Here is a 15,373-nt window from a genome sequence, read left to right on the forward strand (position 1 = left end):
ACATTGATTACCCGCTGTTTATTTTTTCGGTTCCCCATAAATACTTGCCTTCATGAGCGGATTAGAGAGGCAAGCAACGCAGTATGCGAGCGTTTGTCAACAATCTGGGAGGTATCCTATAAATACACCCGTTTTCCTTTCTTCCTGCTTTCATTAGCCACTTCAATAAAACGAATGATTTCCACAGTTTCGTGTAAAGGTATACTTGATCTTCCACTAGTAAAAAACAGCATAATTTCTTCTAATAAACTAGCATAAAACGGTTTTGAGGAATTCGAAATCGATACGGAGTGACTGCCTTTTTCAAAATGAATAATCGCTCCAAATTCGCCATTCCCTTTCCTATTCCCTCTTGCCGTACCAATTCTGCCATCCTTCCATTGTGAAACAATCAGATCAGAATCCTCAGTAGATACGGAAGTGACATGCTGCGCCCCACTACCTAAAATGGTATAGAGCATCTCAATCGTATGTATCCCATACCAAAAATAACCTGGTTGGGTGTCAATCATCTCCATTGGTCCATAGCAATCGGCTCCAATGATTTTTCCTTTATCCTGTATGGCGAGTGCTTGCTTTACCTCTTCTGCGAACCGTAAAGCAGAGGAACTCATGATAGGAGTACCATATTGTTCAGATAAGGCTACCATTTGAGCTGCCTCTGAAGAAGATAGTGAAAACGGTTTGTCGACAAATATAGGCTTTTGATAAGTTACGAGTTTACGTACCTGTTCTAGATGAACTCGGCCATCGACAGACTCTAGGAGAATCGCATCACATTGCTCTGCTACTTCTTCAATTGACTTACCTATTTGAACTCCATATTGCTCCACTTCTTTTGTTATCCCCTCGATACGAGAATAACTCAGCTCAAAATCTGCTGATCCAACCGGGAAGGCAATCGTTACCTCCCCTCCCTTAATAGAAAAGGGGTTGGTCGGATCATTTAATAATTTAGTAAAAGCAGATGCATGTGAGGTATCTAACCCAATCATTCCTATTTTTACGTCCCTCATATTTTAACTCCTCAAAAACTATTATTTTAGTCCTGATAGTTGAATACCTTCTGTAAAATACTTCTGGAAGAATAAGAAGATTAGAAATGTAGGGATAAATGAGATCGTTGACCCTGCCATTTCAATTCCAAAGTTCCCTTCTTTACTTAAGGTTGAAGCTAACCCTACTGTAATTGGATACATTTTTTCATTTGTCATATAAATAAGTGGTTGGAACAAATCATTCCAGTTACTTACGAATGCAAACGTTCCAACTGTTGCAATGGATGGAAATGCCAAAGGCATATAAATTTTTCGGAACACATGAAAATCATTGGCCCCGTCCATTCTTGCTGCTTCATCTAATTCCATAGGAATCCCTTGCATAAATTGACGAACTAAAAACACACCCATAATAGCCCAAAGTTCAGGAACGATTAATGCTTGATACTCGTTGATCCAGCCAAATTTCGAGAACATGATAAATTTCGGAATAATTAACAATTGCGAAGGAATCATGATGACGGCCATGAATGTCCAGAAAATAAATTCCCTTCCAACGAATTGCTTTCTAGCAAAAATATAGCCTAATAATCCAGCAAAAAACATTTGTGAAAATACTGGAATAACTGTTATTACAATAGAGTTTATGATCCATCGTAAGAAGTTATCATTTCGGAATAGATACGTAAAGTTATTGATAGACGGATCACTTGGAATCCAGAATAATGGGTCCATTGCCGCAAATGTTGTCTCTTTAAATGAACTTAATACCATTATCAAAAATGGTAGGAGAAAGCAAAATCCTAAGAATATCGTGACAATGTATTTTAGTAGTTTCGTAAACAAGTTCGTTCATCTCCTTTCAACTCTCGAGCTTTAATAGATACCTTGATCTTTACCAAAATATTTTCGCTGAATGAGCGATATGAGTAAGATTATCGCGAATAATACATAAGATAAAACCGCTGCATAGCTGAAGTTCAAATTCGTAAATCCAATTTGGTAAAGATAAAACACAATGGTACTTGTCGAGAAGTTTGGTCCTCCATTTGTTAATAAGAATGCAGAGTCAAAGATCTGGAACGAACCAATTGTCGTTATGATTAACACATAGAAATGGATTGGTTTTAACAATGGGAAAGTAATCAACCAAAAGGATTTTAAAGGTGAAGCACCATCGATTTTTGCGGCTTCATACATATCTTTTGGAATGGACTGCAGACCTGCAAAATAATAGATCATAGTACTACCTGATACTTTGAAGATACTCAACCCAGCCAATACGATAAGGGCCTGTGAAGCATCAGATAAGAATAATTGTGTATCGACACCAACTAGGCTTAACAAATAGTTGATAAAACCAGATTCTGTACCAGAAAACAGCCATTCCCAGATCCCAGCTACAACAACAAACGATGTAACAACAGGTAGGAAAAAGATCCCTTTGAAAATTTTCGTAAAACGAACTCCTGATTTTATGACAAGCGCTAAAATCAAACCAAGTGCCATTGTAGGAAGAATATAATAGAAGGAAAATAATACAGTGTTCCAAATTGATTTTAAAGCAATCGGATCATCAAATAGTTGCTTCCAGTTTCGTAATCCAACAAACTCAGAAGTACCGATAATTCGATAATTAAGAAACGTTAATACGAAACTATAAACAAATGGAATGACTTGAAATATTAAAAAATGAATTAGAACTGGAGTCAGTACAATATACACGATACCATTTTTTCTTAATTCAGCTTTAATCCTATTTTTTAAAGGAGGCTTGACTTTTTTTACAGTGTTTAGGGGTGCTTTGTTATGAGTTTCTACGACCTTTTCCAAGCTATCACCTTATTTCTTTTTTAATAAATGACCTTTAATAAACAGAGAGTCTTATTCACGAAGGAATAAAACTCTCATTAGTAAGAAGCTATTTGTTTACGGCTTAGCTAATTCAGCTTCGATTGCTTCAGCTGCTGCATCTGCTGCTTCTTGAGGAGTTTTTTCTCCTGCCATCATTGTTTGAACTTCAGCTTGAATATATGGCATGATCGCACGACCTTTTGGATGAATAACTCCAGGTAATGCAAATTCTGTATACTGTGCAAGCTGGCTCATATATTCGTTCGAGTCAAAGATATCTTTTGCCTCTTCTTGAGTCGGGATATACTGAGTTACTGTATTGAAAATACGTTGGTTTTCAGCATTCGTTACTGACTTTACAAATTCTGCAGCTGCATCTGGATTATCACTGTTAGATGGTACTACGAACATACCAGTTGTTCCGTATGTTAATTGCTTTTCCCCAGTTAATGGTGGTGCGATAGCAAATTCAAATGTACCTTCTTTTTGTGTTGTTGTAATGCTTATTCCAGATCCAAGAACTGCTAATAATTTTCCACCGAACCATAATTCGTCTTGAGTAGTTGCCGTGATTGAATCTTCTGGAATATACCCTTTTTGATACATGTTGTTCACGTAATCGAACGCTTTCACGCTCTCTGGACTATTGATTAACACTTCATTGTCTTGTGTGACAACATCACCGCCTGCTTGCCAAATCCAAGGATAGATTGTTCCATTCATGGATCCACCACCTAGATATGATAAAGCATAGATGTCTTTTTCTTTTGCTTTTGCAGCCCAAGCATCAAATTCTTCCCATGTTGTTGGAAGGTTTGCTGGATCTTCGCCAATTTCTTTCACTACGTCTAGATTATAGAAGAACGTATACGCTTCTTGAAGAATTGGTAAACCGTATTTTTTACCCTTCCAAGTTGTAGAAACTAATGAGGACTCTACGAATCCATCAAGGTCTCCATCTTCTAAGTAAGGATCCAATTCTAGTAGCATTCCTACATCCGCATATTGAGGCATTTGGTCAGGAATTGCATAAAATACATCCGGTCCATTGTTAGCTGCTAGAGCAGTTAGAACTTTCTGGTCTCGATTTGCCCATGGAATTGTTTCGATATTTACCTCTACATCTGGAAACTCTTCATTGTAATTTGCAGTGATTTCTTTCCACATTTCTTCTTCTTTCTTAGCATCACCTGTGTAAGGATGTACCCATACAGTGATTTCACCATCAACTTTACCATCTTCTTTTTTAGGCTCTGTACTTGAGTCATTACTACAAGCTGAAAAAAGTAAGCTGCCTGAAAGCAAAAGTGCCATGAACGAAAAACGTTTCTTTTTCATCTACGAATTACCCCCTATTAAGTTCATAAATAAAATCTTGAAAAAACTAACAACCTATCAGATATTCTTTTAAGCAATCCCCCCTTTAAACGTTTGAGAAAATACACAAAATTGAAAGCCGATACATTCTGTCTTAAAAAAATTCTGTAATTTCAAATTACTTTACTACTCTTATTCTAGTTCGTTTGTAATATTGTGACAAGTCTATAAAGTGTCTTTAATAAAAACCAGGAATTAATTTAGTTCCCAGACAAATATGTGTTGATTACACGTAGTTTAAACCTTGTGGAAATGGGAACGGAATTGGAAAGAATTCATCTAACCAGGAATCTTTGGTTTTGTCTCCTTTTACGATTAGCTCTTCCAGTTCAGACTGGCTGATGGTAACTGACTCGTTTTTAGATGTAAGTTTTATAGTATGTTCGTCTACTTTCGAAACCTGGAGCTTTTCCTTAAAATAAGGAGCAAGCTGCTGCAGCAATAAATCTAGATTCATTATCTTCATGGTTCCTGGAAACGGTTGTTCCTTCTTCTCCAGTACGGAGTCAAGCTTTTGAGCCATGTCTTTTTCATAGACTGGTAGGTTGAATAATAACGTATGTAACCCAGATGTAAATGCTTCAGCAATCAAATCTTGAATCGCTTCTGGATCCCCTCCCCACTCAATAATTCGGGAGTTAACGTTTTCTTGTTCCTGATATGGTACGCCGAACACTAAAAATGCTTTTACTTCGCTGTTTTCTTCTGCCACAAGAACCTTGTGCTTCATTTTAGAAATACTTGCGAATCCTGCCGCTTCATTAAGTTGTGCGATTTCATATATGCTCTGCTCATACCGTATCGGGCGTTGATGACTAAGTCTCCTCATATGAAACCAGTCGGTTGGCTGAAGTTCGCGTACAGTATAACCTTTCCCTTTTTTCAAATCGCCTTGTTGAATGGTATATTGGTTCATCTTCCCATAGAATGTACAGCCCTGTTTCAAGTAAAGTGGTAAATCACCAGAAACAAAGAGCACAGAGGCACCAGACTTGTTGATATGTTCAAAAATCATTTGTAAAAGTGTGTTAGCTAATCCTCTCTTCCGGTAATCCAGATCCGTACATACGGCACCAATCGAATACGCTTGAACCTCAGCATCCTCAATATGTAGCACGGAGGGAACCAATCCAATAAAAGAAACCAATTTTCCGTCCATAAAAGCACCGTAGGATTGGTGGAATGCTGACGAGAAAACTTGCGGGAAGGCAATTCCCATGGAAACATGACCTTCTTTACGAAACACTTTATCAGCTAAATCAATCGCCTGTTGAAAGTCTTTTTCCTCTAGTAGTCTATATTCAACCATTTGTTTCACCTCAATTTCTATGAAATTTTGTTCGTATTTACAACCTTACAGCTTTCCCAACTTCGAAAATTGTAATCGCTAACAGTTTGAATCATGTTATAATACAACTATCTGAACTTACTTACTATTTTATTTGAATTTTAATAAGTGACAAGTCTATTAAGTGTCTTTAATAATTCCACACAACTATTTTTTCATAATGAGGTGACAGATATTGAGTGGTTGGGAAAAGTTTAATAGCTATGCGACATGGATGGTAAAAGTGGCTTATGTGAATTTACTATGGATTGGCTTTACAATCGCAGGATTAGGAGTGTTCGGTTTGTTTCCAGCAACTGGTGCCATGTTTGAAATTGTACAAAAATGGCTGCGAAACGAACCGGTTGACAGGATCTTTCATTCTTTTTGGAAAACCTTTCGAAAAGAATTTTTCGATCTTAACAAATACGGATTATTTTTTATCCTAATTGGTTATATGCTGGTATATGACTTTTTGTTTATTTATCAGAATGTGGACAAGCTACAATTGCTGTTTCCCGTTCTTCTATTTTTAGCGATTTGTTATTTGGTAGCGTTACTCTATTTCTTCCCTATCTACACGCAATTTGAGATGAAGTTCTTTCAATATATCAAGCAATCATTTTTAATTGGGGCTAGTTCTTTGTTAGAGACTCTTCTCATTTTAACAGCTTGTATGCTACTTGGGATTGTGGTCAATTTAATCCCTGGAATCATCCCGTTGTTTACTGGAAGTGTACTAGCGGTCGCGATTACATGGTGCAGCAACCGAGCTTTGCATAAGATCAAAGGTCAGAAGAAGAGTGTACATCTTTCGTAAGTGAGATGAATCATTCGAAAAGAAGAAAATAATAATTTAGGGTGATATTGAAAAAAAAGTCCTTCATAACGGTTATGAAGGACTTTTTTTAGCCGAAATGGGGGTGAAAAACACTTCATAGTGCCAATGAAGCGTTTTTCGGAGCGGTATCAAGTGTTAAAAGCCCTTCATACCACCGATGAAGCGTTTTTCGGAGCGATATCAGGTACGAAAAACGCTTGTTTTTTATAACATCAATGCTCTCAAATATGTATCTATTTAACTCTTAGAACGATCTTCCCCTTTGTATGTCCATTTTCAATATGCTGGTGTGCCTTTGCAATTTCTTCAAAGGGATAACATTTCTCGATAACAGGTCTTACCTTTTCCTCCTCTACAAGTCCTCGTAGGAAATCTAAATCTTTATCATTCGGTTTTGTAAAATGAGTTTTCGCTTTCTTGCGCCCTATTAATGACCCTATCATCAATTGAAACGGATGGTATGTAGGGAAAAATAGGTGCTCCGTAATATAAAGCCCTTTTTCGGTTAGAGAGTGTAAACAACTGAAAAAGGTTCGCTTCCCAACTGCATCAAGTATAATATCGTATTTTATTCCATTATCCGTGAAATCTTCTTTTGTATAATCAATGACATATTGTGCCCCAAGTTTCTTAACCCAATCTATATTGGAGGTACTGCATACTGCAGTTACTTCAGCCCCAAAGTAATTTGCGAGCTGTACGGCAAAATGTCCTACTCCTCCTGAAGCTCCATATATCAAGACTCTTTGACCTTGCTTAACCTGAGCTACATCTCGCAATGCTTGTAATGCAGTTTGAGCAGCACACGGTATAGCAGCCGCTTCCTCAAAAGAGATGTTATTTGGCATATGACTAAGGAAGTTCTCACGTGGAGCGACATATTCAGAATGAGATCCGAAGCAACTCCCGAAAACGTGATCACCTACCTTAAATTTACGGACATTTTCACCAACAGCCTCAATCGTCCCTGCAACATCTATGCCTAGTATAGGATTCTTTGGTTTTGTTAGTCCATTATCCATCCTTGTGGGTAAATAACCCTTCCGGTACAAATAATCTAATGTATTGACAGATGCACTGTGTACACGAATCAACACCCTATCTTGTTCTATAATGGTCGGTTGTTCAACTTCCTTGATACCAATCACTTCTGGGGGACCATACGTACGATAAATGGCTGCTTTCACCTACATTACCTCCAATAATATTCAATTGTTAGACTACTAGTTTACATTTTTAGATATAAAAATAAATGCCCCACTCACAAGAGGAAGTAGGGCACTATCTATTACTCTGTTAAATATAAAGTTACCATGGGAACTATGGTTCTAACAAATAGTAATTAATAAGAGACAGGATACGTATCTACAAGGCAGTTTAACTGTATCTTCTCGCTCTTTCTACTTACCATTAAAGTTACGATAGAATGGACTGCTTTTTGATTTATTGTTCGTTCAAAGGATTCATAACCTACAATTTGTTCTCCATCCATCTCTACGATAATATCTCCAGGCTGGATTCCCGCTGCCGCAGCTAATGAACCTTCCTTCACTTGTAACACCTTTGTTCCAGGATAGCTCTCATTTGTTGTATGTGTGATTCCAATCCAAGTTCTCCATAATTTTGGGCGTATGTCTGTGTCCTTTTCATAGACACTTTTCAGATTTTCTAAGAATTGACCCGTTCCGAATAGCATATTTTCCTTTGTAGCTTGATTCATTTCATCAAGAATGGACGTTTGATATTCAATACGGACACTTATCCCTTCCTCCAGTTTTTCTAATGAAGTTATGGTTGTGAAATCCCCATCAAGACTTTGAAGGACAAAGCGTTTCATCGGAACTATTTCTGTAAATACACCCTCTGATGTTGCTCCCCACCCATGATTCATATACCCTCTTCCGCCGACACGAAAGTCAATCTCAGCATGTTTTGTATACCACCGATTTAAGTGCTCAGGCTTTGTCAGTGCATCCCACACTTGCTCAAGTGGCGCGGAAACTATAATTTCCCGCTTTACGGATTCAATGCTTTTGTTCATCTCGAACCTCTCCTTTTTCAACATAGTTTTTTAGACTTACAAGTTGATCATCAAGTAGTTCTTCGATGTATTGCAACATTTCATGGTACGCAATTTGTAGTGATCTAGTATGTAATGAATAAATGCGATATTTTCCTTTCAAACTCTCTGAAATCACTTTTTCTTCTAAAAGAATATTCAAATGCTTTTTAACAGCTGGCTGAGAGATATCAAATGCCTCAACGATCTCCTTTTGGGTTTTGTTTCCTTGTTTAAGCAAACGTAAGATACATCGTCGAGTTGGATCTCCTAATGCACGATAAATATCTGGCACTAACATTCCCTCACTTTTCATATAACCGTTTGGTTATCTATAATATAAACAGTGATAAATGTAATGTCAATATCTTCTTAAAAAATTATATGCACCTTGCTGATACTTGCTTATCATTTAAAGACCGTTAAAAGTCTTGATTATTCCTACTATTCTTTTACACTTTATATAAGTTTAATGGATTATTAGGGTATCACCTAAGGAGGAACAGAAAATGGATTTCAGTCAACTATATTATTATTCGCCTACTCCCAAGGCGAATGAACCTAAGGTTTTTACAAGGGATTTAATCGTGTATGGGGCAACACCTGCTGGAATAACCGCAGCCATACAGGCGAAACGAATGGGTCTATCAGTCGTTATTGCTGAATTTGGTAGACATATTGGCGGAATTACAGCTAGTGGATTAGGAGCCTCAGATGTTGGTGCAAAAGAAGCAATTGGCGGGTTATCTAGACAATTTTTCCTAGAACTAGGAAACTATTACAATAAGGAAGAACAATGGACGTTCGAACCTAAGGCGGCTTCCTATGTATTTGAAAAAATGCTACACGAATATGAAATAGAAATTGTCTTTAATCAACACGTTATAGACGTAAAAACAGAGAATAAAAGCATCAAAGAATTACGAATGGAAGATGGCACGATTTATAATGGTGATTACTTCATTGATGCAAGCTACGAAGGTGATGTGATGGCCAAAGCCGGTGTTACCTATATCGTGGGAAGAGAATCAAATGCAACCTATAAAGAGACATATAATGGTGTACAATTTGGACATCCCCACCATCAATTTGAAAAATGGATCGATCCATATGTTGTGGAGGGTGACCCTTCTAGTGGCGTGTTACCAGGTATTACAGAAACCAGTCAAGAAACTCTAGGGTTTCAAGGCCAAGGTGATAACCGAATACAAGCCTATAATTTTCGAATTTGCTTAACGAAGAATCCTGCTAATCGTGTTGCATTTCCGAAGCCTCCCTCCTATAATCGAGAGCGCTATGCGTTATTACTCCGCTATATTAATGCGGGAGTTTGGGATGCGATGAATCTACATACGATGTTACCGAATGGAAAAACCGACTTAAATAACTATGGAGGATTTTCTACAGATAACATCGGGATGAATTATCAATGGCCAGATGGTGATTATGAGACACGTGAAAGGATTTTCCAGGACCATTTTACATACAATCTCGGCATGCTCTATTTTTTAGCTACTGATGAACAAGTTCCACAAGCTATCCGTGATGAGGTTAGTCAGTGGGGTTTAGCCCGTGATGAGTTTGAAAAAACAGGTCATTGGCCACATCAACTCTATATTCGGGAAGCGAGACGAATGATTGCGGACTATGTGATGACCGATCACAATTGCTTAGGAGACAGGACCGTTGACGATTCAATCGGACTAGCTTCCTATCAGATGGATTCTCATCATGTACGAAGAGTGATTATCGATGGACGTGTCTACAATGAAGGTGATGTAGAAATTCCAATCTCCCCTTATCCGATTTCGTATCGCTCAATTCGACCTAAAGCTGAAGAATGTACAAATCTTCTCGTACCGGTTTGTTTATCAAGCTCACATATTGCCTATGGATCCATCCGTATGGAACCAGTGTTCATGATTTTGGGACAATCTGCGGGAGCAGCGGCTGCATTAGCACACCGCAATCATACAACCGTTCAGAACGTTTCCTACGAACAATTAAAACAAGAATTAGTCTCATTTGGTCAAGTACTGGAATGGGATGATTCTATTGAGGACGACCCTGTAAAACGGATGAAAGAGACTTTCGGAAAGCAATAAATACAAGGACTCCATTGTCATAAATGGGGTCTTTTCTCTATGCGTACAAAGAACTAGATTTTGTTTGGTTCTATCGTAACCTACGTCCTCCTCGTTTTTAAATGAATCTTGGCTACTTTCCCTCTATGAAAACAACCGTATCATGACTTGGCAGTGAAAAATCTACTTCCACGACACACTATACCTCCCTCCTACTAAAGACTCAAAAATCAAATAGTCATTTTAAAGACTAGGTTCTTTCTATATCCTTTAAGTGAAGTTAGAAAATTTTAAATAGTTTTATGAGTTCATTCAGCACCTACATAAGGCAGTTAATTTTCGCAATCCTCTGATTGGTAACTTTTTCTTTGGGTTTAACTGTCCACTATTATTCATGTCATCCTAGAAGAAAAAAATGAACTCTGTATCAATCATCAAATTGGGGGTGAATATGTTCGATAACGTATGTAATAAGTAATTAAATACTAAAAATTGAACTCTAAGAAGTTAGAAGAATTTGATGGAAAAATCTCATATCGAATAGGAATGAATGTACAGAAGATAGATTTATAGAGTAACTTGACTGGCTCATCCCTTTACACTTGTCATTTTATAAAAAAATATAAGGAGGAAACACATGGAAAAATTTACGATTGTTTTAGTTGTTATGATTCTAGTATTCTCCACCCTTCCTATTCTTCAACAATCAGTTTATGCTGCTTCTAATGAGTGGAAAGAATTAAATGTGGTGAATGGTGATTTTGAAGCTAAACCATCAGTTGAGACAGATTTGCCATCATGGGATTACTGGACGGGTGGCTTTAAAGCAGGTATGCAAATATCAGAAGATGTTGTGAATGAGGGTGATCAAAGTCTAGCCGTTGATAACAACGGTGTTGTTGGCCTATTTAGTCAGCTTATTGATGTTACAGAAGGTAATCAATATAAATTGTCTGCACAGCTGTATATAAAGGAATCCGAAGGAAAACCAGGTATTTGGCTACGTTGGATCGATAATAAAGGGACAATTATTTCCAATACTGCACAATACTTCGAAGTTAAAAATGTAAATGAATGGCAAACAGTAGAAATTCAAGCAACAGCTCCTGCGGGTGCAACTGGTGTAAAAATATTTATCTATCAATCATCAACTTCCAAGATGAAGGGATATTATGATGATGTAAAGTTATTTGAAAAAGAATCTGACATTTTAGACCTACCATTTGAATATGGAACACCTATTAATCACGGTCCTGCGGCATTAGCTGCAAAATCACAAGGAGTTGCCATTGGGAATGGTGAGTTATACTATGCAACTAATGGATCACCTGCAATGTTTTATGCAGCAGATGCTAAAACAGGAAAGAAGATTTTTTCTCAGGAGCTACCTGGAAGTGATGTTGTGTGGGCAATGACAATCGGTTCGGATGGGAATGTCTATTTTGCAGGCACATACAATGGAATACTATACAGATATGTAGTGGAGGAACAGCGTCTAGAACAGCTTGGTAAGAATCCATCTGACAATTGGGTATGGCAATTAGAGGCTTCACATGATGGGAAAATTTACGGAGCAACATACCCTAATGCAAAAGTTTTTGAATATGATATCGAATCTGCTCAATTTAAAGATTTAGGCAGCTTTTATGAAGGCCAACAATATGCACGAGGACTAGGTATTACCGAAGATAGCCTTTATGTTGGGATTGGTACAAACGCCTATTTAATGAAAATGGACCTTGCAACAGGTGAAAAGTCCGAAATAAAGTTACCGATTACGGGTACGTCAACATCCGTTTCGAATATTTGGGAATATGGAAATCATATTTTTGTTGTATACGGAACTTCAATGGTGACGATTAACAAAACAACAGGTGAGGAAGAAAATACAATGAATTGGCAGGATGAAAGTACTTTTGACGGTATTATCTCATCCCCTTCTCCATATGATGAAAACATACTCTACTATATTAATAAGAATACACAGCAATTATGGACGTACGATATGACAACACATGAAACAGCAAAGGTAGAACCGACTGTACAGTTACCTGCTACCCCTTCAAAAGCCATGAGTTGGATAAAGGATGAAAATGGTAAGGATGTATTAGCCATTTTACATCACCAGATTGAATATTCAATCTATGACCCTACTACAAATTCTGTAGAAATTAGTTACCCTGAAGTGGATATGCAAGGTCTGTTAATGCAGAGTTTAGAAATTGGAGAAGATCAAAAAATATATATGGGTGGTTACCAAGGTTCTTTTGGAGTCTTTGATACAAACACTGACGAATATATCCTACAAGAACGTGATCCACATCAAATTGAAGGAATTGGATTCTTGAATGGTGATGTATATCTAGGTACGTACGGTGGAGCTAGAATTTTTAAATATAATCCAGATCTACCTTATACCTTCACAGGCGGCGGAAGTGGTGATAATCCTGAGATGGTGTATGACATTGGGGATGATCAAAGTAGACCTTTCACTTTTACATCAGGAGATAACAAACTCTTCGTTGGAACCATCTCTGATTATGGAAGATTAGGCGGAGCTCTCACAATATATGATGCGAATACGAACGATTGGAAGACAATTCGTAATATCATTAAAAATCAAAGTATAATTGGATTAGCTTATCATGATGGTACTGTATTTGGTGGTTCTACAACTGCTGGTGGCCTAGGGATTGACCCATCCGAGCCAGAAGCAAAAATGTTTGAATACGATGTTAAAACGGGTACACATGAAGTATTTGACCTACAAGTAGATGGTTTAGCAAAACCAGAAATGATAGGTGAACTATCTGTTGGTCCTGATGGAAACATTTGGGGTGTTGCTTGGGGGTTAGATTCTGCTGGTGTAGCTAACACAGTCATTTTCGCCATGAACCCTGAAAACAGGGAAATTGTAAAAAGTCTGGAACTTTACAAAGGTGTAACAAGAGGCAGTCAATGGCGTCCATTCTTCATTCGTTGGGATAACCAGGGCCTCATGTATACAACAGCTGCTCGTAAATTAACAGTAATAGATCCAGAAACAATGAAAAGTAAACAATTGATCACAGATAATGTCAATCTATTGGATGTTGATAACGAAGGAAATATTTACTATACGGCTGACCACAACCTGTATCAATTACCTGTCAAACTGGAAAAAGGAACAGTATCGGTAGAGAATGATGCCTTTTTACAAGGACAGTCTCAAGACCTGAACTTAATCGTTACACTTGTCAACGGAAACACAGTTAATCTTGCTGGTGCAGAGGTTCAATGGATTAACTCAAATCCTGATGTTGCAAGTCTTGAAGACGGAAAAATTACTGGGAAAAATGCAGGCACTACCGAGATACATGCGACTGTTTGGTACAATGGTGAAGAACTTAAAACAAACACCATTGTCGTAACTGTTAACGTCACAACAGAAACATTATCCAACCAGATTACTAGTTTAGAAGCTGCTGGGAGTATCCCTCATTCAGTAGCTCAGCAACTCACGAACCGCTTATCACAAGCAGCACATCATCAAGAAAAAGGAAATACAGATCAAGCAATCAAGCATCTTAAAGACTTCACGAAACATCTCGAGAATAGTGATGTTGATGGTGCTATCAAAATTACACTACAAAATAATGTGCTTGCAATTGAGGAAGTATTTAAAAAATAACTATTGCAAAAGAAGGGAACTCCAAGAAATTATGGAGTTCCCTTCTTTCCATTAATGATAATAGAAGAAGGTTTATACAATGAATTTTGTGAACCAAGCAATATACCTTGCCCCCCATAAGAACATGAATTGAGCAAGTATGGTACCTAATAACCTTGATGTTACCATCATTAATGACAAACTCTTTAACTTATTATAACTACCCCTTCTGTTAACAACATCATCTGCGATTACAGATATTTTTGGATCAATGAAGATTACCAATAGTATGGTTGCTATCCCATTAATGAGACCTGATGCCATTATAGCTGTTGAAGCTCTTTCAGGGGCTAATAAGGCTGCATATAAAGCAGATAATACTCCGATTGTATAAATGGCAGTGATTATCATATTCACGCAAAATAGTCGAATGGGTATATCTTTCACTCTAGTATCCTGTAAGTATGAAAACTTGGGTAGACTGAAATGTGTTATCCCTCGCTTTATATATCGGATTGAGAAGATCCTTTTCATTAGAGATGGTACAGAACCTCGCTCCTCTGATAAATGGATAATTGCTCTTGAAAATAACGCAATAAAAGTAGGAAGCAAGATAATGCCAAACACAGTTCCAATAGTGGAAGCTCCGATAAGAACTCGAAATTGAGTTTCTACAAACTCCAGTGCGTTTTCTTTTGGGGCAGTATCAATTAGACTACCTGTGAAAGGTTGTTGCATCATATTAGCCAATCTTGAAACGATGACCATAATGTTAAAAAGAGATAAAGCCGAAGCTATCATTCTAACTCTTGCACCCGATAATCTAACTGCATAAGCAAGTGTTTCTATCGAATGAATGATAAAAATAAATAAGGCTATAAATAACAATTTTTCTGTCAAAAACTCCATTCAAGTACCTTCTTTTACTAAAAATTTCATTTGGAAAATTTTGATAAACTAAGTCTATCATAACTAACATTCGTTGAAAACCGACATCCTTCAACAATTCTACTATACTTATTGAAGAAAATTAATATTGTCTAAAATAACCTTTTATGTACTTAAACCTGACATAACAAAAGCGCAAGCGCCTTGATCAGCCCCGACAAGCATAAGACGAGACGGTGAGAAGGTTGCTCTTTGACCTTCTTGACGGATTGGCTTATGACCTCGAGGGGCTAGGC

At 37.4% G+C, this 15,373-nt stretch carries 12 protein-coding genes; 3 read left to right on the forward strand and 9 right to left on the reverse strand.

Going from position 1 to position 15,373, the window contains the following annotated elements; translation table 11 throughout:
• Positions 1-116: 116 nt before the first annotated feature.
• The 5 genes from ACWNMY_RS21865 to ACWNMY_RS21885 form a co-directional block, all read right to left on the reverse strand.
• Positions 117-1,016: a Gfo/Idh/MocA family protein gene (locus tag ACWNMY_RS21865; RefSeq protein ID WP_449540357.1), complete on the reverse strand. Its 900-nt coding sequence runs from the start codon at positions 1,014-1,016 to the stop codon at positions 117-119.
• A gap of 21 nt (positions 1,017-1,037) precedes the next feature.
• The gene (locus ACWNMY_RS21870) at positions 1,038-1,844 is read right to left on the reverse strand and encodes a carbohydrate ABC transporter permease (RefSeq protein ID WP_449540358.1); all 807 of its coding nucleotides are present in this window, start codon (positions 1,842-1,844) and stop codon (positions 1,038-1,040) included.
• 30 nt (positions 1,845-1,874) lie between these two features.
• Positions 1,875-2,831, reverse strand: a complete 957-nt coding sequence (locus tag ACWNMY_RS21875; protein ID WP_449540359.1) for a carbohydrate ABC transporter permease — start codon at positions 2,829-2,831, stop codon at positions 1,875-1,877.
• Between the two features lie 96 nt (positions 2,832-2,927).
• Entirely contained in the window at positions 2,928-4,190 is a 1,263-nt protein-coding gene (locus tag ACWNMY_RS21880; protein ID WP_449540360.1) for a sugar ABC transporter substrate-binding protein, read from the reverse strand.
• 265 nt (positions 4,191-4,455) lie between these two features.
• On the reverse strand, positions 4,456-5,538 hold the full coding sequence (locus tag ACWNMY_RS21885; RefSeq protein ID WP_449540361.1) for a GNAT family N-acetyltransferase: 1,083 nt from the start codon (positions 5,536-5,538) through the stop codon (positions 4,456-4,458).
• Between the two features lie 214 nt (positions 5,539-5,752).
• On the opposite strand from ACWNMY_RS21885, the gene ACWNMY_RS21890 reads away from it, so the two are divergent.
• Positions 5,753-6,376 (forward strand): YesL family protein, encoded by a 624-nt coding sequence (locus tag ACWNMY_RS21890; protein ID WP_449540362.1) that lies wholly within the window; start codon positions 5,753-5,755, stop codon positions 6,374-6,376.
• A gap of 254 nt (positions 6,377-6,630) precedes the next feature.
• Here ACWNMY_RS21890 and ACWNMY_RS21895 read toward each other — a convergent pair whose 3' ends face one another.
• The 3 genes from ACWNMY_RS21895 to ACWNMY_RS21905 all read right to left on the reverse strand — a co-directional run bounded on the left by ACWNMY_RS21895 (position 6,631) and on the right by ACWNMY_RS21905 (position 8,751).
• Positions 6,631-7,584: an NAD(P)-dependent alcohol dehydrogenase gene (locus tag ACWNMY_RS21895; RefSeq protein WP_449540363.1), complete on the reverse strand. Its 954-nt coding sequence runs from the start codon at positions 7,582-7,584 to the stop codon at positions 6,631-6,633.
• Positions 7,585-7,739: 155 nt separating this feature from the next.
• Positions 7,740-8,438, reverse strand: coding sequence for an SRPBCC domain-containing protein (locus tag ACWNMY_RS21900; RefSeq protein WP_449540364.1), 699 nt, complete (start codon positions 8,436-8,438; stop codon positions 7,740-7,742).
• Complete coding sequence (locus ACWNMY_RS21905) at positions 8,422-8,751, reverse strand: metalloregulator ArsR/SmtB family transcription factor (RefSeq protein WP_449540365.1); 330 nt, start codon at positions 8,749-8,751, stop codon at positions 8,422-8,424. The genes ACWNMY_RS21900 and ACWNMY_RS21905 overlap by 17 nt, the downstream gene beginning before the upstream one ends.
• Positions 8,752-8,965: 214 nt before the next feature.
• On the opposite strand from ACWNMY_RS21905, the gene ACWNMY_RS21910 reads away from it, so the two are divergent.
• Both ACWNMY_RS21910 and ACWNMY_RS21915 read left to right on the forward strand, forming a co-directional pair.
• Complete coding sequence (locus ACWNMY_RS21910; RefSeq protein ID WP_449540366.1) at positions 8,966-10,561, forward strand: FAD-dependent oxidoreductase; 1,596 nt, start codon at positions 8,966-8,968, stop codon at positions 10,559-10,561.
• A gap of 616 nt (positions 10,562-11,177) precedes the next feature.
• Complete coding sequence (locus ACWNMY_RS21915; RefSeq protein ID WP_449540367.1) at positions 11,178-14,210, forward strand: FIMAH domain-containing protein; 3,033 nt, start codon at positions 11,178-11,180, stop codon at positions 14,208-14,210.
• A 72-nt stretch (positions 14,211-14,282) separates the two neighbouring features.
• Here ACWNMY_RS21915 and ACWNMY_RS21920 read toward each other — a convergent pair whose 3' ends face one another.
• The gene (locus tag ACWNMY_RS21920) at positions 14,283-15,098 is read right to left on the reverse strand and encodes a lipid II flippase Amj family protein (protein WP_449540368.1); all 816 of its coding nucleotides are present in this window, start codon (positions 15,096-15,098) and stop codon (positions 14,283-14,285) included.
• Between the last annotated feature and the right edge of the window lie 275 nt (positions 15,099-15,373).

This window comes from Ferdinandcohnia sp. Marseille-Q9671 (genome assembly GCF_976954385.1).

Bases quoted from the DNA above. Each gene is read 5' to 3' on its own strand.
- ACWNMY_RS21865 (WP_449540357.1), bottom strand. From the start codon at position 1,016: ATGAGGGACGTAAAAATAGGAATGATTGGGTTAGATACCTCACATGCA.
- ACWNMY_RS21910 (WP_449540366.1), top strand. From the start codon at position 8,966: ATGGATTTCAGTCAACTATATTATTATTCGCCTACTCCCAAGGCGAAT.
- ACWNMY_RS21880 (WP_449540360.1), bottom strand. From the start codon at position 4,190: ATGAAAAAGAAACGTTTTTCGTTCATGGCACTTTTGCTTTCAGGCAGC.
- ACWNMY_RS21920 (WP_449540368.1), bottom strand. From the start codon at position 15,098: ATGGAGTTTTTGACAGAAAAATTGTTATTTATAGCCTTATTTATTTTT.
- ACWNMY_RS21885 (WP_449540361.1), bottom strand. From the start codon at position 5,538: ATGGTTGAATATAGACTACTAGAGGAAAAAGACTTTCAACAGGCGATT.
- ACWNMY_RS21915 (WP_449540367.1), top strand. From the start codon at position 11,178: ATGGAAAAATTTACGATTGTTTTAGTTGTTATGATTCTAGTATTCTCC.
- ACWNMY_RS21900 (WP_449540364.1), bottom strand. From the start codon at position 8,438: ATGAACAAAAGCATTGAATCCGTAAAGCGGGAAATTATAGTTTCCGCG.